The following is a 25,363-nucleotide window of genomic DNA, read 5'->3' as shown; positions in this document are numbered from 1 at the left end:
GCATTTATGGCGATATAATACCTGCTGGCAACTAAACCAACGATAAACCAGACTTTACCCATTGCTGAATGCACAGGTAAAGTTAGGCTCAAATAATTAAACAACACGTTATGGGACAACAGGATGCAAAATCGGCTGACCATCAAAGACATCGCGCGCTTAAGCGGCGTGGGGAAATCTACGGTTTCCCGGGTGCTGAATAACGAAAGCGGCGTGAGCCAGCGCACGCGCGAGCGTGTTGAAGCAGTGATGAATCAGCATGGATTTTCCCCTTCCCGCTCTGCGCGCGCTATGCGTGGGCAAAGCGATAAAGTGGTCGCCATCATTGTTACCCGTCTGGATTCGTTGTCAGAAAATCTCGCCGTTCAAACCATGCTGCCAGCGTTCTATGAACAAGGTTACGATCCAATCATGATGGAAAGTCAGTTTTCCCCACAATTAGTTGCCGAACATTTGGGGGTGCTGAAACGGCGTAATATCGACGGCGTAGTGCTGTTCGGTTTTACCGGCATAACAGAAGAAATGTTAGCCCACTGGCAGTCATCGCTGGTTCTGCTGGCGCGTGACGCAAAAGGCTTTGCTTCGGTCTGTTATGACGACGAAGGGGCAATCAAGATCCTGATGCAACGGCTGTATGACCAGGGACATCGTAATATCAGCTATCTCGGCGTGCCGCACAGTGACGTGACAACCGGTAAGCGACGTCACGAAGCCTACCTGGCGTTCTGCAAAACGCATAAATTGCATCCCGTTGCCGCTCTGCCAGGGCTTGCTATGAAGCAAGGCTATGAGAACGTAGCAAAAGTGATTACGCCTGAAACTACCGCGTTACTGTGCGCAACCGACACGCTGGCACTTGGCGCAAGTAAATACCTGCAAGAGCAACGCATCGACACCTTGCAACTGGCGAGCGTCGGTAATACACCGTTAATGAAATTCCTCCATCCGGAGATCGTCACCGTAGATCCCGGTTATGCCGAAGCTGGACGCCAGGCGGCCTGCCAGTTGATCGCGCAGGTCACCGGGCGCAGCGAACCGCAACAAATCATCATCCCCGCCACCCTGTCCTGATCGTTTCCTGAACGATAAATTGTGATCTTCGCTGCGTTTCGGGAACGTTCCCGTTTTTAAATTTTTCCGCGCAATATATTCTGCAGCCAACCAAAAATGTCATCTGCCATGGGGCTTTATGATGAGCAAAATAAACCAAACGGATATCGATCGGTTGATTGAACTGGTCGGCGGGCGCGGCAATATTGCGACGGTGAGCCACTGTATTACTCGCCTGCGCTTTGTCCTCAACCAACCGGCCAATGCCAGACCGAAAGAAATTGAGCAACTCCCCATGGTGAAAGGCTGTTTCACCAATGCCGGGCAATTTCAGGTGGTGATTGGCACCAACGTGGGTGATTACTATCAAGCACTGATTGCGTCAACCGGACAGGCGCAGGTTGATAAAGAGCAGGTAAAAAAAGCCGCCCGGCAGAATATGAAATGGCATGAGCAGTTGATCTCTCATTTCGCGGAGATCTTCTTCCCGTTGCTGCCCGCGTTGATTAGTGGTGGTTTGATCCTCGGTTTTCGCAATGTGATCGGCGATTTGCCCATGAGCAACGGTCAGACGCTGGCGCAAATGTACCCTTCCCTGCAAACGATCTACGATTTTCTGTGGTTGATCGGTGAAGCGATCTTCTTCTACCTGCCGGTCGGGATTTGCTGGTCAGCGGTGAAAAAAATGGGCGGTACACCGATCCTCGGTATCGTGCTTGGCGTAACGCTGGTTTCTCCACAGCTGATGAACGCTTATCTGCTCGGGCAGCAGCTGCCGGAAGTATGGGACTTTGGCATGTTCAGCATCGCCAAAGTGGGCTATCAGGCGCAGGTCATCCCGGCACTGTTAGCCGGACTGGCGCTGGGCGTTATTGAAACTCGTCTTAAGCGCATCGTGCCGGATTACCTCTATCTGGTGGTGGTGCCCGTCTGTTCGCTGATCCTCGCGGTGTTCCTCGCCCATGCGCTGATTGGTCCGTTTGGTCGCATGATTGGCGATGGCGTTGCCTTTGCGGTACGTCACCTGATGACCGGCAGCTTTGCTCCGATTGGCGCGGCATTGTTTGGCTTCCTGTACGCCCCGCTGGTGATCACCGGCGTACACCAGACCACGCTTGCTATTGATTTGCAGATGATTCAAAGCATGGGTGGCACGCCAGTGTGGCCGCTGATTGCACTGTCGAATATCGCTCAGGGCTCCGCCGTGATAGGTATTATCATTTCCAGCCGCAAGCACAATGAACGCGAGATCTCCGTGCCTGCCGCTATCTCCGCCTGGCTTGGAGTCACTGAGCCTGCTATGTACGGCATCAACCTGAAATATCGCTTCCCGATGCTGTGCGCGATGATTGGTTCTGGTCTGGCAGGATTGCTATGCGGCCTGAACGGCGTTATGGCGAATGGCATCGGCGTAGGCGGCCTGCCGGGAATTCTCTCGATTCAACCGAGCTACTGGCAGGTGTTTGCGCTGGCAATGGCTATCGCCATCATCATCCCGATTGTACTCACCTCGTTTATCTATCAGCGGAAATACCGCCTGGGCACGCTGGACATTGTTTAATTTTCTTCGGGGCGCAATTGCGCCCCCTCGCATTTGCAGGAATAACGTAATGACTCATCTTCCCCACTGGTGGCAAAACGGCGTTATCTACCAGATTTATCCAAAGAGTTTTCAGGACACCACGGGTAGCGGCACCGGCGATTTACGTGGCGTTATCCAACGCCTGGACTATCTGCATAAACTGGGCGTTGATGCCATCTGGCTAACCCCCTTTTATGTCTCTCCCCAGGTCGATAACGGTTACGACGTAGCGAATTATACGGCGATTGATCCCACCTACGGCACGCTGGACGATTTTGACGAACTGGTGACACAGGCAAAATCGCGTGGGATTCGTATCATTCTCGATATGGTGTTTAACCATACCTCTACCCAACATGCCTGGTTTCGCGAGGCGCTGAACAAAGAAAGCCCTTACCGCCAGTTTTATATCTGGCGCGATGGAGAACCAGAAACGCCACCGAACAACTGGCGTTCAAAATTCGGTGGTAGTGCGTGGCGCTGGCATGCAGAAAGCGAACAGTACTATTTGCATCTCTTTGCACCAGAACAGGCGGATCTCAACTGGGAGAATCCAGCGGTACGCGCAGAGCTGAAAAAAGTCTGTGAGTTCTGGGCCGATCGTGGGGTCGACGGGTTGCGCCTGGATGTGGTGAATCTGATCTCCAAAGACCCGCGTTACCCTGAAGACCTGGATGGCGATGGGCGTCGCTTCTACACCGACGGGCCACGAGCACACGAGTTTTTGCACGAGATGAACCGCGATGTGTTTACGCCACGCGGGTTAATGACCGTAGGTGAAATGTCCTCCACCAGCCTTGAGCATTGCCAGCGATACGCGGCACTGACAGGCAGTGAATTGTCGATGACCTTTAATTTTCATCACCTGAAGGTCGATTATCCCGGTGGTGAAAAATGGACGCTGGCTAAACCTGACTTTGTGGCGTTGAAAACATTGTTCTGCCACTGGCAACAAGGAATGCACAACGTGGCATGGAATGCCTTGTTCTGGTGTAACCACGATCAGCCGCGCATTGTTTCTCGCTTTGGTGATGAAGGTGAATACCGCGTGCCTGCGGCAAAAATGCTGGCGATGGTGCTGCATGGCATGCAGGGAACGCCGTATATCTACCAGGGCGAAGAGATTGGCATGACCAACCCACATTTCACGCGCATTACTGACTATCGCGACGTGGAGAGCCTCAATATGTTTGCCGAGCTGCGCAACGATGGGCGTGATGCCGACGAGTTATTGACAATCCTCGCCAGTAAATCCCGTGACAACAGTCGCACACCCATGCAATGGACCAACGGCGATAATGCCGGGTTTACGGCTGGCGAACCGTGGATTGGCCTGGGCGATAACTATCAGGAAATCAACGTAGAAGCAGCGCTGGCCGATGAGTCCTCGGTGTTTTACACCTACCAAAAGTTAATCGCACTGCGTAAGCAAGAAGCCGTCCTGACATGGGGCGATTACCAGGATCTGCTGCCAAACAGCCCTGTATTGTGGTGCTATCGCCGTGAGTGGAAGGGGCAAACCTTGCTGGTCATTGCCAACCTTAGCCGTGAGACCCAACCCTGGCAGCCAGGGAAAATGCTCGGCAACTGGCAGCTTGTGATGCATAACTACGAAGAAGCCTCACCACAACCCTGTACCATGACTTTACGGCCTTTTGAGGCTGTCTGGTGGTTACAGAAGTAAATCTTCGCTAAGCCCCGGTAATGCCTGTCATTCCGGGGTTTTGCCTGTCAGTATGTTGTTTTTGTTGATTTTATAATCAAAAAATTCATTAAAAAATTTACATATCGCTGTAGCGCCCGTCATCCGTACGCTCTGCTTTTTACTTTGAGCTACATCAAAAAAAGTTCAAACATCCTTGATGCAAAGCACTATATATAGACTTTAAAATGCGTCCCAACCCAATATGTTGTATTAATCGACTATAATTGCTACTACAGCTCCCCACGAAAAAGGTGCGACGTTGTGGATAAGCGGATGGCGATTGCGGAAAGCACCGGAAAACGAAACGAAAAAACCGGAAAACGCCTTTCCCAATTTCTGTGGATAACCTGTTCTTAAAAATATGGAGCGATCATGACACCGCATGTGATGAAACGAGACGGCTGCAAAGTGCCGTTTAAATCAGAGCGCATCAAAGAAGCGATTCTGCGTGCAGCTAAAGCAGCGGAAGTCGATGATGCCGATTATTGCGCCACTGTTGCTGCGGTTGTCAGCGAGCAGATGCAGGGCCGCAACCAGGTGGATATCAATGAGATCCAGACCGCAGTTGAAAACCAGCTGATGTCGGGGCCATACAAACAACTGGCTCGTGCTTACATCGAGTACCGTCACGATCGCGACATTGAACGTGAAAAACGCGGTCGCCTGAACCAGGAGATCCGTGGTCTGGTCGAGCAGACCAACTCCTCGTTACTCAACGAAAACGCCAACAAAGACAGCAAGGTGATTCCAACCCAGCGCGACCTGCTGGCCGGGATCGTGGCTAAACACTATGCACGCCAGCACCTGCTGCCGCGTGACGTGGTGCAGGCACATGAACGTGGTGATATTCACTATCACGATCTCGATTACTCACCGTTCTTCCCGATGTTCAACTGCATGTTGATCGACCTGAAAGGCATGCTGACCCAGGGCTTTAAAATGGGGAACGCCGAGATTGAACCGCCGAAATCGATCTCTACGGCAACCGCGGTAACTGCGCAGATTATTGCTCAGGTCGCCAGCCATATTTATGGCGGCACCACCATTAACCGTATCGATGAAGTGCTGGCACCGTTTGTCACCGCCAGCTACAACAAACATCGCAAGACCGCAGAAGAGTGGAACATCCCGGACGCCGAAGGCTACGCTAACTCTCGTACCATCAAAGAGTGCTACGATGCCTTCCAGTCGCTGGAGTACGAAGTAAACACCCTGCACACCGCCAACGGTCAAACACCGTTTGTGACCTTTGGTTTTGGTCTGGGCACCAGCTGGGAGTCGCGCCTGATTCAGGAATCTATCCTGCGTAACCGTATCGCCGGCCTCGGTAAAAACCGTAAAACGGCGGTGTTCCCGAAACTGGTGTTTGCGATTCGCGATGGCCTGAACCATAAAAAAGGCGATCCGAACTACGACATCAAACAGCTGGCGCTGGAGTGCGCAAGCAAGCGCATGTATCCGGATATCCTGAACTACGATCAGGTAGTGAAAGTCACCGGTTCGTTTAAAACCCCGATGGGCTGCCGCAGCTTCCTCGGCGTGTGGGAAAATGAAAACGGCGAGCAGATCCACGATGGTCGTAACAACCTCGGCGTGATCAGCCTGAACCTGCCGCGTATTGCTCTGGAAGCAAAAGGCGATGAAGCCACCTTCTGGAAGCTGCTGGATGAACGTCTGGTGTTGGCACGTAAGGCGCTGATGACCCGTATCGCTCGTCTCGAAGGCGTGAAAGCGCGCGTAGCCCCGATCCTCTATATGGAAGGCGCTTGTGGCGTGCGTCTGAATGCTGACGACGACGTTTCTGAAATCTTCAAAAATGGTCGTGCGTCTATTTCGCTGGGTTACATCGGCATCCACGAAACCATTAACGCGCTGTTCGGCGGCGAGCATGTTTACGACAACGAGCAGCTGCGCGCGAAAGGTATTGCGATTGTTGAGCGTCTGCGTCAGGCGGTGGATCAGTGGAAAGAAGAAACTGGCTACGGTTTCAGCCTCTACAGTACGCCGAGTGAGAACCTGTGTGACCGCTTCTGCCGTCTCGATACCGCTGAGTTTGGCGTGGTGCCGGGCGTGACCGATAAAGGTTACTACACCAACAGTTTCCACCTCGATGTGGAGAAGAAGGTGAACCCGTACGACAAGATCGACTTTGAAGCGCCTTACCCGCCACTGGCGAACGGTGGCTTCATTTGCTATGGCGAGTATCCAAACATTCAGCACAACCTGAAGGCGCTGGAAGATGTCTGGGATTACAGCTATCAGCATGTACCGTATTACGGCACCAACACACCGATCGATGAATGCTACGAGTGTGGCTTTACCGGCGAGTTTGAGTGCACCAGCAAAGGCTTCACTTGTCCGAAATGTGGTAACCATGACACCTCCCGTGTGTCGGTGACTCGCCGCGTGTGCGGATATTTAGGTAGCCCGGATGCACGTCCGTTTAACGCTGGTAAGCAGGAAGAAGTTAAGCGCCGCGTTAAACATTTGGGAAATGGGCAGATAGGTTAATCTTCACTCTGTGTTAAGCAAATGCCGGATGCGGCGTAAACGCCTTATCCGGCCTACATTTGGCAACGGCTGTAGGCCTGATAAGACGCGACAGCGTCGCATCAGGCGTTGATTACCGGATGCAGCCTACACGCGGACTGATAAGCCAGGTGAAATAATGAACTATCATCAGTACTATCCTGTCGACATCGTCAACGGCCCCGGCACTCGCTGCACCCTGTTTGTCTCCGGGTGTGTTCATGAATGCCCCGGTTGCTATAACAAAAGCACCTGGCGGGTAAATTCCGGTCAGCCATTTACCAAAGCAATGGAAGACCAGATCATTAACGATCTGAATGACACTCGCATCAAACGCCAGGGTATTTCCCTCTCCGGCGGCGATCCGCTACATCCGCAAAACGTGCCGGATATTCTGAAGCTGGTACAACGCATCCGCGCCGAGTGTCCGGGTAAAGACATCTGGATGTGGACAGGCTATAAACTCGACGAACTCAACGCTGCGCAAATGCAGGTTGTTGATTTGATTAACGTGCTGGTCGACGGCAAATTTGTGCAGGATTTAAAAGACCCTTCCCTGATCTGGCGCGGCAGCAGCAATCAGGTGGTGCATCATTTGCGATGATAAGTTCCCTGTTACCTGAGTGCAGGCAACAGGGAAATAAAGAATTAACGATACTTCTGGTGATAGACGTTGCGGGTCGTTTTCAGTTGCTCTGCGACAGCCTGCGCTTCTTTTACTTTACCTTCATTTGCCAGCTTCAGCGCGTCGTCAATCTGACCGACCAGAATGTCGAAACCGTGGCGGAAGTCTTTCATTTCCGGGCTGTCCGGTGATTTGCCTTCAAGCTTCGGCGGCGTCGCTTTTTGCGCATCCAGCGCCGCAGCGCGCATCTTCGTTAACGCGTCTTTGACTTGCGCCGCGTTATCGGCTTTTTCAACCACTTTTAAATTGTCGTTGAGGGTTTCCATATTGTCTTCAAGATCAGCGGCAAACGACGCCGAACTGAATACCAACGAGGAGACTGCAAGAATAGCTAACAGGCTTTTACGCATTGCTCACTTCCTTTTTTATTTACACTTCATCCTTCACACTGCCTCATCGACGGCTACGCTCATTCGCCCGAGTCACGTACTACGAGTACGCTCCCCGGCTCTCATTCACTTTCCGTCTCGATGCAGTGCGAATGATTTTGTGTAATTTTTTAGTTTATAGCGCTGCAGGTCGCGCCAGTTTTTTACTGCCCGGCGATTTTCATCTCCGGCAACAGCACAGAACCACACTGTATATTACTGCGTGTTTCAATATCGTTACCGACGGTGACAATATTGCGCCACATATCTTTTAAATTACCAGCGATGGTGATTTCGCTCACCGGATACTGAATCTCGCCATTCTCTACCCAGAAGCCAGCTGCACCACGGGAATAATCACCGGTAATGGCACTCACGCCCTGGCCCATTAGCTCCGTCACCACCAGCCCGGTGCCCATCTCTTTGAGCATTTGTTCGAAGCTTAGCTCTTGTCCGGCAATCCGCCAGTTGTGAATACCGCCCGCATGTCCGGTGCTTTTCAGCCCCAGTTTCCGCGCCGAATAGCTGGTCAGCAGCCACTGAGTCAGGATGCCATCTTTGACGATATCGCGGCGCTCGGTGCGCACACCTTCGCTGTCGAATGGTGTAGATGCCAGCCCTTTCAGCAGATGCGGATGCTCTTCAATGGTCAGCCAATCCGGCAGAATTTGTTTACCCAGCGAATCCAGCAAGAAGGTCGATTTACGGTAGACCGCACCACCCGCTATCGCCCCCACCAAATGACCAAACAACCCTGTTGCCACTTCATTGGCAAAAATCACCGGCGCTTTCATGGTAGAAAGTTTACGCGGTGACAGGCGCGATAAGGTACGGCGAGCACAGTCGGCCCCAACCCACTCTGGCGTTTGTAGATCGCTCATCGCACGCCCAATGGTGTAGGCATAATCGCGCTCCATATCGCCATTTTCTTCGGCGATTACACAACTGGAGAGCGAATGACGCGTTGAGCAGTAACCCTGCAACATGCCGTGGCTGTTGCCAAAAACTTTGACACCGTAGTGGCTGTTAAAGCTACCGCCTTCGGTATTGGTGATGCGTTTGTCCGCCTGCAATGCCGCCTGTTCCGCACGGGCCGCCAGTTCAATGGCTTCATCCGGAGAAACGTCCGCAGGGTGGAACAGGTCAAGATCCGGCGCGTCGAAAGCCAGCAGTTCTTTGTCTGCCACGCCTGCATACGGATCTGGCGAAGTGTAACGGGCAATATCCAGCGCCGCCTGTACGGTGCGGGCAATGGCCTGCGGGCTTAAATCGGTAGACGATGCGCTACCTTTACGGTTCTGGTGATAAACGGTGATCCCCAGCGCGCCATCGCTATTGAATTCAACATTCTCCACTTCACCATAACGCGTGCTTACGCTAATGCCGGTGGTCTTGCTGACGGCAACTTCTGCACCGTCCGATTTGCCTGAGGCCAACTCCAGCGCAGTCGAAACTGCTTCTTCCAGAATCTTGCGCTGCGCTTCAACTTGAGAGATTACTTTCATTGCAAGTGCCATAATGTAGAGAGTTTCTCTGAAGTCTAACAGAGAACCGTTTTTCAGTGCGCATCTTAACTGGTAACATTAGCCTCTTTTTTTAAGGAGCCTGAGATGACTAAGCAGCCCGAAGACTGGCTCGACGACGTTCCCGGTGATGACATCGAAGACGAAGACGATGAAATTATCTGGGTCAGTAAAAGTGAAATTAAACGTGATGCCGAGGAGCTAAAACGCCTTGGCGCGGAAATTGTTGATCTGGGGAAAAACGCGCTGGATAAGATCCCGTTAGATGCGGATCTGCGCGCGGCTATTGAGCTCGCCCAGCGTATTAAGATGGAAGGTCGCCGCCGCCAGTTGCAGCTCATCGGTAAGATGCTGCGCCAGCGCGACGTAGAACCGATCCGTCAGGCGCTGGATAAGCTGAAAAACCGCCACAACCAGCAAGTGGTGTTGTTCCATAAACTGGAAAACCTGCGCGATCGTCTGATCGACCAGGGTGATGAAGCCATCGCTGAAGTATTGAATCTGTGGCCCGATGCCGATCGTCAGCAACTGCGTACTCTGATCCGTAACGCGAAGAAAGAGAAAGAAGGGAATAAGCCGCCGAAATCCGCACGCCAGATTTTCCAGTATCTGCGCGAGTTAGCGGAGAACGAAGGGTAATTTTCGTTGTTGATGTGAGTATGGTTTGCCGGATGCGGTGCACCTGTAGGCCTGATAAGACGCATCAAGCGTCGCATCAGGCACTATGCTCAAATGCCGGATGCGGCGTGAACGCCTTATCCGGCCTACACACACTCTATCAGGCTGAGGCTGTGAATTACTGCGCAGCTTCCGCTTTCTTCGCCAGCCCATCCAGCAGTTTCTGATGGATCCCACCAAAACCGCCGTTGCTCATCACCAGAATATGGTCGCCAGGCTGAGCGGTTTTCACCACCATATCTGCCAGCGTATCCACATCGCCGCTCCAGTGTGCAGGCTGAACGCAGGCTTCTGCCACTTCTGCCACCTGCCACGGAATATGTGCCGGTTGCAGCAGGAAGACTTCATCGGCACGACCTAATGAAGGTGCCAGATCGTCTTTGCAGATCCCCATTTTCATGGTATTCGAGCGAGGTTCCAGCACGGCAATAATGCGCGCCGTACCACCAACTTTGCCACGCAGCGCCGCAAGCGTTGCCAGAATCGCCGTCGGGTGATGGGCAAAATCGTCATATACCGTGACGCCATTCGCTTCACCACGCAACTCCAGACGGCGACGAGCGTTAATAAACGAACCCAGCGCGTTAGCGGCATCTGCCGGCGCTACACCAACATGGCGAGCCGCTGCAATCGCCATCAGGCCATTGTGCATATTATGTTCGCCTACCAGCGACCATTTCACTTCGCCCACTTTTTCGCCATCCAGCAAGACTTCCCATTCGGAAGCATCGGTGGTCAGCTTTTTCGCCTGCCAGTGCCCCTGCTCGCCCACCAGCTCCTGCTCGCTCCAGCAGCCCATCGCCATGGTTTGTTTCAGGTTGATGTCGTTTTCCGGCCAGATAATACGCCCCTGCCCCGGAACGATACGCACCAGATGGTGGAACTGTTTCTGGATCGCTTTCAGGTCGTCAAAGATATCGGCGTGATCGAACTCAAGGTTGTTGAGGATCAGCGTACGCGGGCAGTAATGGACAAATTTAGAGCGTTTGTCGAAGAAGGCGCAGTCGTACTCATCCGCTTCGATAACAAAGAAGTCGCTTTCGCCCAGACGCGCCGAAACCTCAAAGTTCCCCGGCACACCGCCGATCACAAATCCCGGTTTGTAACCGCATTGTTCCAGAATCCAGGTCGCCATTCCCGCCGTGGTGGTTTTGCCGTGTGTACCGGCAACGGCCAGCACCCAGCGGTCGCGCAGCACAAAATCGTGCAGCCACTGCGGACCTGACATATAAGGGATGTTTTTTTCCAGTACCGCTTCCACACACGGATTTCCACGGGTCATGGCGTTACCAATAATCACCAGATCCGGCTGTGGATCGAGCTGGCTGGCATCGTAACCCTGAATCAGTTCAATGCCTTGCTTCTCAAGTAAGGTGCTCATCGGCGGATACACATTGGCGTCCGAACCCGTTACTTCATGGCCTAACTGGCGCGCCAGCATCGCCAGACCGCCCATAAACGTGCCACAAATTCCTAAAATATGAATGCGCATACGTCACTATCCTTTTTTAATCTGGCGCTCATTTTACGCATATGTCGGGCAAGTGAGAAACGCATTTCAGGATAATCCGTAATTTGCTGGCGCGATTCACCTGAGCGCAACATTGGGATTATTTGTTAAGATTGTTGCGGTCGCTTTACTCCATAAACATTGCAGGGAAAGTTTTATGAAAACGTTAGGTGAATTTATTGTCGAAAAGCAGCACGAGTTTTCTCATGCTACCGGTGAGCTCACTGCTTTGCTGTCGGCAATAAAACTGGGCGCCAAGATTATCCATCGCGATATCAACAAAGCAGGACTGGTTGATATCCTGGGTGCCAGCGGTGCTGAGAACGTGCAGGGCGAGGTTCAGCAGAAACTCGACCTGTTCGCTAATGAGAAACTGAAAGCCGCACTGAAAGCACGCGATATCGTTGCGGGCATTGCCTCTGAAGAAGAAGATGAGATTGTCGTCTTTGAAGGCTGTGAACACGCAAAATACGTGGTGCTGATGGACCCACTGGATGGCTCGTCCAACATCGATGTTAACGTCTCTGTCGGTACCATTTTCTCTATCTACCGCCGCGTTACGCCTGTTGGCACGCCGGTAACGGAAGAAGATTTCCTCCAGCCTGGTAACAAACAGGTTGCGGCAGGTTACGTGGTATACGGCTCCTCTACTATGCTGGTTTACACCACCGGATGCGGTGTTCACGCCTTTACTTATGATCCTTCGCTGGGTGTTTTCTGCCTGTGCCAGGAACGGATGCGCTTCCCGGAGAAAGGCAAAACCTACTCCATCAACGAAGGAAACTACATTAAGTTTCCGAACGGGGTGAAGAAGTACATTAAATTCTGCCAGGAAGAAGATAAATCCACCAACCGCCCGTATACCTCACGTTATATCGGTTCACTGGTCGCGGATTTCCACCGTAACCTGCTGAAAGGCGGTATTTATCTCTACCCAAGCACCGCCAGCCACCCGGACGGTAAACTACGTTTACTGTATGAGTGCAACCCGATGGCATTCCTGGCGGAACAAGCGGGCGGTAAAGCGAGCGATGGCAAAGAGCGTATTCTGGATATTATCCCGGAAACCCTGCACCAGCGCCGTTCGTTCTTTGTCGGCAACGACCATATGGTTGAAGATGTCGAACGCTTTATCCGTGAGTTCCCGGACGCGTAAGCTCCTGCGCCTCTCCACACGGAGAGGCGTTTTTATCGCTGCGCAATGTTGACTCTTGTCACTGGCGAACTCTGACGATTCTCCCACAGCACCGTTAATCCACGCTGTAATGCTATAAAAATAAACAACAAAATACCGATGGCGATTTTCGTCCACCAGGAACTCAGCGTGCCATCAAAGTTTATGTAAGTCTGAATCAGTCCCTGAATCGCCACGCCAAAAAGCGTCCCTAATACCGTTCCAACGCCACCACTCAAAAGCGTACCGCCAATTACCACTGAGGCGATAGCATCCAGTTCCACACCTACGCCCGCCAGTGCATATCCGGCCTGGGTATAAATCGAGAAGACAATCCCCGCCAGCGTTGCCAGTCCGGTGGAGAGCATATAAATGCGAATAGTGGTGCTGCGAGTGGAAATCCCCATCAGGTTTGCCGACGTTGCGTTGCCGCCAATGGCGTATACCTGATTACCAAAACGGGTACGATGCGCGAGTAATATGCCGATAACCACCACCGCCAGCATCAGTAGTCCCATCGCACTTAAGCGACCACCGCCAGGGATTTTCCACGCAAGGCTTGAGAGCGTGTCATAAACAGGATGGTTTATCGGGATCGACTCTTCCGAAACGAGATAGCTGACGCCACGCAAAAAGAACATTCCGGCCAAAGTAATGATAAACGCCGGGATCTTCAGGGCGTCGATCAGAAGTCCCATAAATGCGCCGAAGGCACAGCCCATCACCAACACCAGCGGAAACGCCAGCAGCGGCGAGAGGCCGAAATCGCCAATCACTTTTGCCAGAAACACGCCGGTAAAGGCGATCACCGAACCGACGGAGAGATCGATCCCACCGGAGAGGATCACAAAGGTCATGCCAACGGCGATTATCCCAAGAAAGGCATTATCGGTCAGGATATTGCAGATCACTCTTGTGGAAGCAAAACCGGGAAACTGGGTCAGACAGTAGATATAACCCAACACAAAGACGCCGATGGTGATCATCAGTGGCAAATTACGTTTTATCACGGTTACGTACCCCTTTAATCAGACTGATAAAGCGTTGCGACTGAACAATCAGCACGCAAAGCACCACCACCGCTTTCACCACCTGGTTCATCTCCGGCGGAAAGCCAGAAAGCAAAATTCCGGTGTTCATTCCCTGAATAATCAGCGCCCCCACCACCGAAAGCAGCAGGTTAAAGCGCCCGCCCATCAGCGATCCGCCGCCAATCACCACTGCAAGAATGGCGTCCAGCTCCAGCCATAACCCGGCGTTATTGGCATCGGCACCGCGAATATCCGCCGCCACGATAATGCCCGCAATCGCCGCACATAGCCCGCTCAAAACGTAGGTGAGCATGACGATGATCCGCGTGTTTACCCCGGCATTTTTTGCCGCCCGAATGTTGATACCAACGGCTTCGATAAACATCCCCAGTGCCGTTTTGCGGGTCAACAGCCAGAACAGGAGAAGCGTCAGCACCGCAATAATGACTGGCGTTGGCAGGAACAACAGCGATCCACTGCCAAACCAGGAGAGATCCGGTGAGTTAAATGTGACGATCTGTCCGGAGGTGATCAGTTGCGCCACGCCGCGCCCGGCGACCATCAGGATCAGGGTGGCGACAAACGGCTGAATTTTGAGGATCGCTACCAGTATGCCGTTCCACAATCCCGCCAGGATGCCAGTGCCGAGGGCGCTTAACAAAACAATTGGCAGGCTGAATCCCGCGACCGTCATCGCAGCCGTTGTGGCTCCGGCGATAGCCATCACCGCCCCTACGGAGAGATCAATCCCACCGGTGGCGATAACCAGCGTCATGCCAATCGCCAGTAGCGCAACGGGGGCCGCACGGTTAAAAATGTCGATAGGGCTACCGAACAAACGCCCATCCTGAAGCACCACCTGCCAGAAATGCGGGGCCACCAGGCTATCAACCAGCAGCACCAGCAACAGTGCCGCCAGCTGCGGCATTCCTGTTGGCCAGCGAAAACGCCTTTTCGGCGGCGTAGTGTCCGGGAGAGATTGAGGCATCACACTGTTCTCCTTACGCCGCAATGGCGTTCATGATCGCCGGAACGGAAAGCTCTGCCAGTGGGATCTCCGCTACCTGTTTGCGATCGCGCATGATAATCACCCGGTCGGCATAGCCCACCAGCTCTTCCAGCTCGGAGGAGATCACCAGCAGCGCCAGCCCATCGGCGCACAGCGTTTCAATCAGGCGGATGATCTCGGCGTGGGCACCAACATCAATTCCGCGCGTTGGCTCGTCGAGGATCAGAAATTGCGGTCGGGTCAGTAGCCAACGTGAAAGCAACACTTTTTGCTGATTGCCGCCGGAGAGAAATTCAATCGGTTGTTCGGTGGAAGGTGTGCGAATGCCAAGCTGGCGAATAAAGCGTTCGGCAATCTCTTGCTGCTCTTTGCGGGAAATTGGTCGCAGCCAGCCGCGCTGGGCCTGGAGAGCGAGGATGATATTTTCCCGCACCGAGGCGGCGGCGATAATGCCATCGGTTTTCCTGTCTTCCGGGCAGAAGCCGATGCCCAGTACCGAAGCCTGATGTGGCGAGCGTAGCGTTTGCAGTTTGCCTTTGATCAACGCCGTGCCGCTATCAGCAGGTTTGATACCGAAGATCACTTCGGCGGTTTCGGTACGTCCTGATCCCAGCAAGCCTGCCAGACCGACGATCTCGCCGGGGCGTACTTCGAGATCAAACGGCGCGATCGTTCCTTTTTTGCCGTAATTTTTGAACGCGGCAACAGGTTTGTCGCTCAGCAATGTTCTCCCGGCACGCTGAAGCGCGTGGGTGTCCAGTTCACGCCCCAGCATCATTTTTACCAGTTCGATCTGCGGTAGCTCGCGGGTTTCCCGACAGCCCACAAAACTGCCGTTACGTAAGACGGTGATCCGATCGCTGACCTGATAGACCTGATCGAGAAAGTGAGTGACGAAGATCAGACTGACGCCGCGATCGCGAAGCTGACGCATCAGGCCAAACAGTAACTCTACTTCCTGAGTGTCGAGACTGGCGGTGGGTTCATCGAGGATCAGCACTTTGGCGGAGAGATCGATAGCCCGGCAAATGGCGACGATTTGCTGCATCGCGACTGAAAAGCGGTTGAGCGGTTCGCGCACGTCGAGGGAGAAACCGTAAGATGCCATCAGTTCGGTGGCGCGCTTTTCTATCTCTTTACGGCGTAGAAGGCCGAAACGTTTGGGTTCGCGACCTATGAATAGATTATCAGCGACCGACATATTGGGTAGCAGGTTGACTTCCTGATAGACGGTGCCGATGCCGAGTTGTTGTGCGTGGGCGGTGTTTTTCGGTGAGATAGCCTGGCCTTCCAGCCAGATAGTGCCGCGATCGGCGTGGTATACACCGGTTAATGCTTTGATGAGCGTCGATTTTCCCGCCCCGTTTTCACCGAGCAGCGCCATGATTTCACCACGGCGCAGGCTGAAATCAACGTTGTCTAACGCTTTGACACCGGGGAAAAATTTACTTAATCCTTCGGTGCGGAGGATTTCCTGGTGTTGGTCGGTCGTCATGGTTTCCCCCGGTGTAAAGCGTGCTCCCAGTAGGCATGATAAGACGCGGTAAGCGTCGCATCAGGCTTCAGCGCACAACCGCCGGATGCGGCGCGAGCGCCTTATCCGGCCTACGAATCGGCATCAGGCATAGCAACCCTCAATACCCCATATTTTTCTTCTTCTCTAACTCTTCTTTTGCGGTATCAGGCAGATAAAGGGTGGATTTGGTTAACGTCAGCTTTTCAGGCATGGTGCCGTCTTTTTTGTATTTCTCCAGCGCATCGAAAGCAGGACCTGCCATGTTCGGCGTCAGTTCAACGCTGGCGTTCGCTTCGCCATCAATCATCGCTTTGTAGATGTCCGGCACGCCGTCGATAGAGCCTGTCAGGATATCTTTGCCCGGTTTCAGGCCCGCTTCTTTAATTGCCTGAATTGCACCAATCACCATGTCATCGTTATGGGCGTAAACCATGCAGATGTTTTTGCCGTTGTTTTCCGCTTTGATAAAGCTCTCCATCACTTCTTTGCCTTTGCTGCGGGTGAAGTCACCTGACTGCGAGCGGATAATTTTGATATTTGGCGCATTCTTAATGGCTTCGGCAAAGCCTTTCTTACGGTCAATGGCGACGCTGGCCCCGACGGTGCCCTGCAGCTCCACCACGTTGCATGGTTTGCCATTCACTTCTTTTACCAGCCAGTCACCAATCAACTTGCCTTCGAGGATGTTGTCGGCGGTGACAGTGGTCATATAGAGAGATTTGTCTTTCACATCGATGGAACGGTCAAGCAAGAAGACCGGGATTTCGGCATCTTTCGCCTCTTTTAATACCGGCTCCCAACCGGTCGCTACCACTGGAGCGATAAAGATCGCATCCACCCCTTGCGCGACGAAGGAACGTACCGCTTTAATCTGGTTTTCCTGCTTTTGCTGACCATCGGCAATTTTCAGTGTGATACCGCGTTTTTCGGCTTCACTTTTCGCCACATTGGTTTCTGCGGCGCGCCAGCCGGATTCCGATCCGACCTGCGAAAATCCTACTGTTAATGGAGCGGCCAACGCCATAGACGACATGGCTGCCGAGACTGCAGAGACTACAAGTAAGCGTTTCCACATAGGGTTGTCCTCGTCGGGGTAATTATTATTGGTGAAAAGATGTTCGCGAAAAAACTATAGACAATTCGTTATGTAACGGATTGCGTTACATCACACTTCAAAAAAGTAAATAAAACGTTAATCACAAGTTTGTAATCGCTTTCATCTCACTATGAAAAATGCGGCTACGGTTATGGATTTTCCTGCTCTGTATACCGTCTTAAAACTGGCGAAAAAGGAAAATGAAGACGAAAACAAGCGAAGACATTCGGCGCGAGTTGGCTATAATACTCGGCACTTGTTTGCCACATATTTTTAAAGGAAACAGACATGAGCTTACTCAACGTCCCTGCGGGTAAAGATCTGCCGGAAGACATCTACGTTGTTATTGAGATCCCGGCTAACGCAGATCCGATCAAATACGAAATCGACAAAGAGAGCGGCGCACTGTTCGTTGACCGCTTCATGTCCACCGCGATGTTCTATCCGTGCAACTACGGTTACATCAACCACACCCTGTCTCTGGACGGTGACCCGGTTGACGTACTGGTCCCGACTCCGTACCCGCTGCAGCCGGGTTCTGTGATCCGCTGCCGTCCGGTTGGCGTACTGAAAATGACCGACGAAGCCGGTGAAGATGCGAAACTGATTGCTGTTCCGCACACCAAGCTGAGCAAAGAATACGATCACATTAAAGACGTTAACGATCTGCCAGAGCTGCTGAAAGCGCAAATCGCTCACTTCTTCGAGCACTACAAAGACCTCGAAAAAGGCAAGTGGGTTAAAGTTGAAGGTTGGGAAAACGCAGAAGCCGCTAAAGCTGAAATCGTTGCTTCCTTCGAGCGCGCCAAGAATAAATAAGTTCTTCTGGCGTAATAACCCTGAACGCCGGGCTTCGGTTAGTAGGGGTTTTTTTATGCCCGCAATTTATAAACTCTCTACTCCACTATTATTATTTTCAGCAGTTTAAAGGCTTGAACGGTAAGAACAAGCTAAACTCGACCACCATTTTGCTGTTCATAGCCACTTGCTGGAAGTTAGCCGGCCTCACTCATACTCACCGTTCAAAGCGTGCCCCCGTTTTACCCCTGCACATTTGTTAACGCCAGCAGAGTTTTACATGCGTTAACGGATATGGAAAGCGGCCCGGAGAGAAAAGCAAAAGATGGGAAAGTTACAAAAAAATCGCGAGATACATCGCATAAAACAACGCCACCCGAAGGTGGCGTGCTTTTATTATTACTTATCCCTGTCTAACCAGTCGCCGCTTTCAATTAGCTTTAATCCATCAACGGGTCGTTGATAAACGTACATCCATGCACTCCCGTACGGCGTCTGAATCAACTGGCGCGCGTATTCACCGCCCCTGGTGCGCAAGGCATCAAGTTCGGCCAGCGTGGCGTTGTCAATACGATAAACTTCACCATGTACTGTTCCGTTCCCCGGAACTGCGCCTGGATAGTGGCCCAGGCTATACAACTGGTAGTTATCAATACTGAAATCGCCCAGTAACTGGGCATTGGTCATCCAGTGACTGTTGCCTTGTTTGTGGCGTAAACTGCCGTAGACAAATATTCGCATTGCTAAAACTCGAACTGATAGAGCAAATCCAGTGCCTGGTCTACACCAGACACGGCTTCCAGATATAGCTTAGGCATCAGGCGATAACGTAACGTGAGTGTTGCTATAGAGTCAAATATACCCACGCCGTATTTCACTTGCAGGCCTGGCAATACATAGCCGCTGACCACCACCTGGGAGGAGTCGCCAACTCCCTCGGTGTCGAGCGCTAAATTGCTTACGCCAAACGTCTCGCCGATTTTACCCACAATCTGGCCACTTTGCGCAACCCCCAGGCCAATCAGCATCGAGGTCATTGCCGCACTGTCGCTCTGATCGCTCTCCAGCCCTTGTCCACGTAGCAAATAAGACAATGCAGCTTGTTGCGACATCGCCGGGTCAGAGAAGATCTCCGCTTTCGGTTCGTCCGCCAGACCAGTGACGCGAACTCCGGCGATGACGTCGTCTTCTGTAGCATCCGGGTTACGAATAGCTTCGATATTAAGATACGGTTGATCTGGCGGACCAGAGAACAGTAGCTCACCCTTACGCACAATCAGATCCTGACCATAGGCATGGAAGCGCCCTTCAGGGATGTTGATCTGCCCGTTCAGGCCCAGCCCTTGTTTGTCCTGAACGACGTTGAGATCGCCCGTCAGCCGCGCTTTCAGGCCAAAGGCGTCAATGCGCACATTGTTGCCAACGTGGACAATCAGGTTACTGTTAATCGGAATCGACGCCGTTTTCGGCTCTTCCGGTTGCAGGTTATCGTTAAGCATCACCACATCGCTGGAAACGCCTACTGCGCTTTCCGGCAGATCGTGCACCACGATGCGCGCCCACGGAACATCCACGCGACCATCGAGGGTAAACAGGTTTGGTGTAGCCTCGAATACAACATCTGGCGATACATCCATTCGTACCATCGGCGGCACGGTGATACGCACTTTACTGCCCTTCGCTGTTACCCGCGCCCGCCAGTTTTCAATCTGGCTCCAGTCGGCATCACCGTTCAGGTAGATTTCACCCTGCTGGGTCCGCACGGTACCTGCAAGCGTCGAGCGCATACCGTTAAAGTTGACCGCAAGCTGGCTTGGTTGCATATCAAACGGCATAAAGTTGCCGTCGATATCCACCCCCGTAACCTGAAGCTGACCAAACAACTGCGGGCTTTGCACATCACCACCCAGACGCAAGTTGGCACTCACCATCCCCGCTGCTTTTTCCCCACGGGTAAAGATGGGGTTTATCATCGCAAGGTTGAAGTTACGGATATTGACGTTGCCACCAAGATTACGGCGGCCTTGCGGATCGGTCACCTGCACCTGACCATCAAACTGGCCGTTATTGGTCAGGCGGATGGTCCAGCCCAATTCGGCACGGTTGTTACGCAACTCCGCCGTCAGATTCAGCGTCTGAAACGCCACGGGCAGCGCCGCATCGTTGACGGTTTGCGTCACCTGCACATTACGCCCCGAAAGAGTGATACTGCCCTGCGGCAGCCCCTCTTTCGTGGTGTCCCAGGCAACGTCCGCTTTACCCGTGAAGATACCGCTGGCCTGAGTGGTTTCTGGCATAAATGGTTTCAGCATGGCCAGGTCGAAGCGGTTGAGATTCACCACCGCACGCCCTTCGGCACCCGCATCGATAGTTTGCGGCACGCACAGTTCCGCATTCGGGTTAAGCCAGCAGTGTGGCCCGATGCTGATTTTTTGCTCCTTATTGCGGTAATCCAGCGCAATATCGCGGGTCAGCGACCACGGGCCGACCGGCGTCTGGAAGCGGGTATTGCTAAGAGTTCCCTTCCAGCGTTCTTCTTTGCGATCAAAACTTCCTGCCAGATTAAGCTGCCCGGAGACAGGCTCGCCCTGAATCCGCAACTGTAGCTCGTGCTGCTTTTCACTGCCTTTGGCATTCAGGGTGACGAGATTGATATTTACATCCGGTTGCGAAATTTGCTCAACGCGTACGTCGAGTTTCCCGGCGATCTGATCGGTGGATTTAATGTCGCCTTCCACGCGAACCTGCGCCACGGAAAGTTCCTGCCAGCGCAGGCCGCGCGCGGTGATATCTGCCAGTAGTTGTGGCGCTTCCACCGTGCCGCGTACTTTCACCAGCCCTTTCGCTGTACCGCCAAGCCCCGGCAGCGCGTTATCCAGCCCCGGCGCGTTGATGGTGGCATCAAGATTGAGATCTTTTACCCCCAGCTCGCCTTTCACTTCGGCACTGTTTGGCCCCAGTTCCAGATGCAGCCCTGGGATCATCCACTGCATGTAACTGTTGCCTTTCAGCGTGCCGTCAACGTTCACTTTGTTCTGTTTGACGTTACCGGTCAGCTTCAGTTCTGGCACCTCCATCTGCCAGGTGCCGCCGTACAGGCTACCGCGGGTTTTAATCAAGCCATTGAGTTTCGACGGCCACTCCGGGATCTCTTTGGCGGTGTTAATGCCGTTAAGCGTTAGCTCACCGCGCCAACTAATGGCCTGCTGCCAGTCGAGCAACGCCTTAAGTTCCGTTTTCCCTTCCAGCGCCGCGACGGTAAGTTTGTCGAGATTGACCTGCTGTTCATTACCTTTGGCATCAAGGGTAATGGTGGCTGGCGGGATCTCCTGGCCCTTAACAGCCGTGCGCATAGAGAGCGTGTAATCGGTCATTTTGCCGGTAAGTTTCAGTTTCAGATCATCCGCCTGATACTGCTTCTCACCAGTGAACGGCCAGTAAAGCTGTTTGCTGTTCACTTCCACGTTGAGCGGCAATCCGGCTTCCGCCAGTCGCGTCTGGGCGCGTAAATCCATATCCACCGGACCGGAAAGGTTAACGCCTATCTCCAGCTGTTCGCGCAGCGCACCGCCCACTTTCAGCTTCACCTTTTCACCTTTCAACGGCTCCACGTTCAGTGTGCTGTTGAGGGTGATATCCACCGGCCAGTTGTCTGACAGCTGCGCCGTGCCGCTGGCGTTGACGATCCCTTGACTGGAGTCGATATCCAGGGCGTCCAGTTTAGTATTGCCGTCAATGCTGCTCACTTTCAGCAGCATGGTGCTCACGGTGATGTCCGTGTCGCCCGTCACGCGCAGCTGCTCGCCCTTAAACTCTTCAATGTTCAGGTTAAGCGGCAAATGCACGTCGGTCATTTCCGGCAATACCGGGCGAGAAAAGAGATCTTTCAGCGTTTCGCCGAGCGGCTTTTCCTCCGGCTGTGGATTTTCAATTTTCGGTTCGACCACTTCTTCCTGCGCCGCTTCCGCCACTTTCGGCAAAGCAATCAACAGGCCTTTCAGCGATGTCGGTTTCAGGGTCAGGGTTTTCTCCTGCCAGTTGAGGCCGGAGGTGAAGTCCATCACCGATACCGTGGTGTCATCAATCTTGATGTTGACGTTGTCCAGCGCCACCCGTGTCAGGGTAATGGGATACGGCGTGGAGAGATCCAGCGGACCGCTATCTTCCTCTTCTTCAACCTGTTCAGAAGGAGGCATTTTTTTACTGTCGATGTTGACCTGAATGTCTTTCAGCGCCAGATCATTAATACAAACGCTACTGTTCCACAGGCACTCAAGCCCGACCGCCAGATGCAGATTGCCCGCTTTTACCGCCACGCCTGGCTGCTCATAACGAACGTCAGACAAGGTGAGATCACGCCAGCCGCCGGTGACCTTGCCAATATCCAGTCCTGGCACCCAGCGATCCGCCGCTTTAAATACCAGATGCAGGCCGCTGGTGGTGCCCACCAGAAACGCCACCGATCCCAGCAACAGTAAGATAACGATAACCACGCCGAGGCTGATTTTTTTCCATAAACTCATAATTCTGGCCCCAGACCGATGTAAAACTGTAACCCGTGTTCGTCTTTATCCGCGACCGGCACGGCAAAATCGAGTTTGATTGGCCCGACCGGCGATTCCCAGCGCACGCCGACACCGGTACCGGTTTTAAAGTCGCTGCGGCGAATATCGCTTACCGCTTCGCCGCTATCGACAAACACCGCGCCCCACCATTTTCCGGTCACGTTGTACTGGTATTCCAGCGATCCGGTTATCAGCTTCGAGGCCCCTTTCAGGTCACCGTTGGCGTATTTCGGGGCGATAGATTTGTATTTGTAGCCGCGAATACTGCGATCGCCCCCGGCGAAGAAACGCAGATCCGGCGGTACTTTGTCGAAATCACCCGTTTCAATCCAGCCCAGCGTGCCGCGTGTCACAAAACGATGGCGATCGTACAGTGTGCGGATCCAGACGTTCTGCGCCTGGAAAACGGAGAAATCAACATCCGAGCCCCAGGCCGTGTTGGAGTAGTCGATAGAGTAGCGTTGCGAGTCGCCCCAGGTTGGCATCAGGCCACCACGAGAACGCGTGCGGCTAATCATCACCCCAGGATAAAACAGCATCGTGGTGTTGGTAATTTCACCCTGGGTAAAGTGGTCGAAACTCCAGCGCAGGTTAATGGCACGCTGCCAGCCGCTGGAGAGATCCCAGTAGCGAGAAGCCACCAGCGTAGTGGAGTCAGACTCGGTATCGTTCAGGTCAGTGCGCTTAAAACCGCCCTGCACCAAATAATATTGTTCCAGCGGATTCTTCAGCAGCGGCATTTTATAGCTGAAGTCGAGGATCTGTTCCGGCGCGGAAATACTGGTACTGGTGGTCAAACTGTGACCGTAAGAGTTCATCCACGGCTTTTTCCACGTCGCTTTCACGCGCGGTCCCACGTCCGTAGAGTAACCGACGCCGGTTTCGATGGTGTTTTCTGTTCGCGGCGAAACCACGCCCGTCAATGGTAATACTTTCGTTTCGCGCGCTTTATCAAATTGTGGAGCCACCACCACCGAGTTAAACCAGCCGGTAGCAGAAAGTCGACGGTTCAGTTCTGCCAGATCTTTCGATTCGTACTCATCGCCCTCTTTAAACGGCACCAGATTTTGCAGGTATTCATCGCGGATTTGTGATCCTTCAAAGGTCACATGCCCAAAGCGGTAACGTTCGCCACTGTTATAATCAATATCCCAGAAGGCTTTATGCAGGCCGAGCGCAATGCCCAGCTGTGCTTTGGTAAATTCGCTATCGAAATAACCTTTACGCAACGCAATGCTGGTTAAGGACTTTTTGAAATTTTCATAATCGCCCTGGTTCAGTACCGTACCAATAGCCGGGCGAGTATCGAGCAATTTCAAATAGTCTTTATCGGTCCGCGCGCCGCCGCGCAATACCACATCGGTGCCGCCAATTAACACCGGCACGCCTGGCGTGACTTTGGCGATCAATACCTGCCGCCCTTTCTTTGGCGGTGGACGGAGATCAAATTCAATGGTCGGCTGGTAATAGCCCAGCGCTTTCAGACCTTCGCGGATGGCATCATCGACGCGTGCGCGAAAGCGACGGTCTGGCGTCACTTCATCACTTTCAATCGTAGAAAGCTGCGCGCGAACGTTCTTTTCCAGCTGTCCCGATAACCCCTCGACCTGTAGACGGACGTTCGCGGCGACGGCAGATCCGCTTAAGCAGAGTAAGCTTACACAGCATAACTGTCGGATATAGCGCACATTTTCTCCTGAATATCCTTTTTTCCTGCCCCTGGAACGCCGTTAAACGGCTTAACAAAAATCCAGTAATATGGATTAAAAAGCAGACTAAACCCAAAATATTTCTTATGTTTTACTTTAGACCTATTCACGGTGGTTATTGTGTGCAAATACGCCTCTTGTTACAACCTTAACCCCAATGACCGATTTTCGGGAGAGCGACACCATGAGTTTATTTGATAAAAAGCATCTGGTTTCCCCCGCCGATGCCCTGCCTGGACGTAACACCCCGATGCCCGTAGCCATACTGCATGCGGTCAACGGCCACTCAATGACCAATGTACCTGACGGAATGGAGATTGCCATTTTTGCGATGGGTTGTTTCTGGGGTGTGGAGCGTCTGTTCTGGCAGTTACCCGGCGTTTACAGCACCGCCGCAGGCTATACCGGCGGCTATACGCCAAATCCGACTTATCGGGAAGTGTGCTCCGGCGATACTGGCCATGCCGAAGCGGTGCGCATTGTTTACGATCCATCCGTCATCAGCTATGAGCAGTTGCTACAAGTATTTTGGGAGAATCACGATCCCGCCCAGGGAATGCGTCAGGGCAATGACCACGGCACGCAGTATCGTTCAGCGATTTATCCGCTGACCCCAGAACAGGATGCCGCCGCTCGCGCCAGTCTGGAACGTTTTCAGGCGGCGATGCTTGCCGCCGATGACGATCGTCGCATCACCACGGAAATCGCTAACGCCACACCGTTTTATTATGCCGAAGATGACCACCAGCAATATCTGCATAAAAACCCGTATGGTTACTGTGGAATTGGCGGAATTGGCGTCTGTCTGCCGCCGGAAGCATAGCGTTACGGGTAC

At 53.0% G+C, this 25,363-nt stretch carries 19 protein-coding genes; 9 read left to right on the top strand and 10 right to left on the bottom strand.

Translation table 11 applies throughout. From position 1 onward, the window contains the following. Positions 1 to 123: 123 nt before the first annotated feature. The 5 genes from treR (at position 124) to nrdG (ending at position 7,470) form a co-directional block, all read left to right on the top strand. Positions 124 to 1,071, top strand: a complete 948-nt coding sequence (treR, locus tag ACJHYO_RS04795; protein WP_001181333.1) for a trehalose operon repressor TreR — start codon at positions 124 to 126, stop codon at positions 1,069 to 1,071. Between the two features lie 118 nt (positions 1,072 to 1,189). After that, complete coding sequence (gene treB / locus ACJHYO_RS04790; protein ID WP_001299664.1) at positions 1,190 to 2,611, top strand: PTS trehalose transporter subunit IIBC; 1,422 nt, start codon at positions 1,190 to 1,192, stop codon at positions 2,609 to 2,611. Positions 2,612 to 2,660: 49 nt separating this feature from the next. Further along, a complete protein-coding gene (gene treC / locus ACJHYO_RS04785; RefSeq protein WP_085455668.1) occupies positions 2,661 to 4,316 on the top strand; it encodes an alpha,alpha-phosphotrehalase in 1,656 nt (551 codons plus the stop codon). 393 nt (positions 4,317 to 4,709) lie between these two features. Next, a complete protein-coding gene (gene nrdD, locus ACJHYO_RS04780; RefSeq protein ID WP_000187799.1) occupies positions 4,710 to 6,848 on the top strand; it encodes an anaerobic ribonucleoside-triphosphate reductase in 2,139 nt (712 codons plus the stop codon). Between the two features lie 157 nt (positions 6,849 to 7,005). Further along, entirely contained in the window at positions 7,006 to 7,470 is a 465-nt protein-coding gene (nrdG, locus tag ACJHYO_RS04775; protein WP_001106230.1) for an anaerobic ribonucleoside-triphosphate reductase-activating protein, read from the top strand. Between the two features lie 44 nt (positions 7,471 to 7,514). Here the strand turns inward: nrdG and cybC are convergent, their stop codons facing one another. Both cybC and pmbA read right to left on the bottom strand, forming a co-directional pair. Then, the gene (gene cybC, locus ACJHYO_RS04770) at positions 7,515 to 7,901 is read right to left on the bottom strand and encodes a cytochrome b562 (RefSeq protein WP_049595565.1); all 387 of its coding nucleotides are present in this window, start codon (positions 7,899 to 7,901) and stop codon (positions 7,515 to 7,517) included. Between the two features lie 182 nt (positions 7,902 to 8,083). Continuing rightward, positions 8,084 to 9,436, bottom strand: coding sequence for a metalloprotease PmbA (pmbA, locus tag ACJHYO_RS04765; RefSeq protein ID WP_049595564.1), 1,353 nt, complete (start codon positions 9,434 to 9,436; stop codon positions 8,084 to 8,086). Positions 9,437 to 9,529: 93 nt separating this feature from the next. Between pmbA and yjgA the strand changes: the two genes are divergently transcribed. Beyond that, a complete protein-coding gene (gene yjgA, locus ACJHYO_RS04760) occupies positions 9,530 to 10,081 on the top strand; it encodes a ribosome biogenesis factor YjgA (protein WP_000166276.1) in 552 nt (183 codons plus the stop codon). Positions 10,082 to 10,238: 157 nt separating this feature from the next. Here yjgA and mpl read toward each other — a convergent pair whose 3' ends face one another. Continuing rightward, complete coding sequence (gene mpl, locus ACJHYO_RS04755; protein WP_001219792.1) at positions 10,239 to 11,612, bottom strand: UDP-N-acetylmuramate:L-alanyl-gamma-D-glutamyl-meso-diaminopimelate ligase; 1,374 nt, start codon at positions 11,610 to 11,612, stop codon at positions 10,239 to 10,241. Positions 11,613 to 11,787: 175 nt separating this feature from the next. Between mpl and fbp the strand changes: the two genes are divergently transcribed. Beyond that, positions 11,788 to 12,786, top strand: a complete 999-nt coding sequence (gene fbp, locus ACJHYO_RS04750) for a class 1 fructose-bisphosphatase (protein WP_000853753.1) — start codon at positions 11,788 to 11,790, stop codon at positions 12,784 to 12,786. A gap of 32 nt (positions 12,787 to 12,818) precedes the next feature. On the opposite strand, the gene yjfF is transcribed toward fbp, so the two are convergent. From yjfF to ytfQ, 4 genes are all read right to left on the bottom strand, one after another. Then, a complete protein-coding gene (yjfF, locus tag ACJHYO_RS04745) occupies positions 12,819 to 13,814 on the bottom strand; it encodes a galactofuranose ABC transporter, permease protein YjfF (RefSeq protein ID WP_000595996.1) in 996 nt (331 codons plus the stop codon). Continuing rightward, entirely contained in the window at positions 13,801 to 14,823 is a 1,023-nt protein-coding gene (gene ytfT, locus ACJHYO_RS04740) for a galactofuranose ABC transporter, ATP-binding protein YtfT (protein WP_021522337.1), read from the bottom strand. Before ytfT ends, yjfF begins: the two co-directional genes overlap by 14 nt. A 13-nt stretch (positions 14,824 to 14,836) precedes the next feature. Beyond that, a complete protein-coding gene (gene ytfR / locus ACJHYO_RS04735) occupies positions 14,837 to 16,339 on the bottom strand; it encodes a galactofuranose ABC transporter, ATP-binding protein YtfR (protein WP_000205797.1) in 1,503 nt (500 codons plus the stop codon). A gap of 139 nt (positions 16,340 to 16,478) precedes the next feature. Then, positions 16,479 to 17,435, bottom strand: coding sequence for a galactofuranose ABC transporter substrate-binding protein YtfQ (ytfQ, locus tag ACJHYO_RS04730; protein ID WP_000265933.1), 957 nt, complete (start codon positions 17,433 to 17,435; stop codon positions 16,479 to 16,481). A 309-nt stretch (positions 17,436 to 17,744) separates the two neighbouring features. Here ytfQ and ppa point away from each other — a divergent pair, with 309 nt between their 5' ends. Continuing rightward, entirely contained in the window at positions 17,745 to 18,275 is a 531-nt protein-coding gene (gene ppa / locus ACJHYO_RS04725) for an inorganic diphosphatase (protein ID WP_000055072.1), read from the top strand. Between the two features lie 378 nt (positions 18,276 to 18,653). Here ppa and ACJHYO_RS04720 read toward each other — a convergent pair whose 3' ends face one another. From ACJHYO_RS04720 to tamA, 3 genes are read right to left on the bottom strand one after another with little or no spacing between them, the layout of a single operon-like run. Next, on the bottom strand, positions 18,654 to 18,995 hold the full coding sequence (locus ACJHYO_RS04720) for a gamma-glutamylcyclotransferase (protein WP_001219160.1): 342 nt from the start codon (positions 18,993 to 18,995) through the stop codon (positions 18,654 to 18,656). A gap of 2 nt (positions 18,996 to 18,997) precedes the next feature. Beyond that, on the bottom strand, positions 18,998 to 22,777 hold the full coding sequence (tamB, locus tag ACJHYO_RS04715) for an autotransporter assembly complex protein TamB (protein ID WP_000060878.1): 3,780 nt from the start codon (positions 22,775 to 22,777) through the stop codon (positions 18,998 to 19,000). After that, entirely contained in the window at positions 22,774 to 24,507 is a 1,734-nt protein-coding gene (gene tamA, locus ACJHYO_RS04710; RefSeq protein ID WP_001269314.1) for an autotransporter assembly complex protein TamA, read from the bottom strand. Before tamA ends, tamB begins: the two co-directional genes overlap by 4 nt. A gap of 205 nt (positions 24,508 to 24,712) precedes the next feature. Here tamA and msrA point away from each other — a divergent pair, with 205 nt between their 5' ends. Then, positions 24,713 to 25,351, top strand: a complete 639-nt coding sequence (msrA, locus tag ACJHYO_RS04705) for a peptide-methionine (S)-S-oxide reductase MsrA (protein WP_085455666.1) — start codon at positions 24,713 to 24,715, stop codon at positions 25,349 to 25,351. Positions 25,352 to 25,363 lie beyond the last annotated feature (12 nt).

It is taken from the genome of Escherichia sp. WS1118, from assembly GCF_046487695.1.
Classification (GTDB): Bacteria; Pseudomonadota; Gammaproteobacteria; order Enterobacterales; family Enterobacteriaceae; genus Escherichia; species Escherichia coli.
This window is presented reverse-complemented; position numbering and strand designations above follow the sequence as displayed.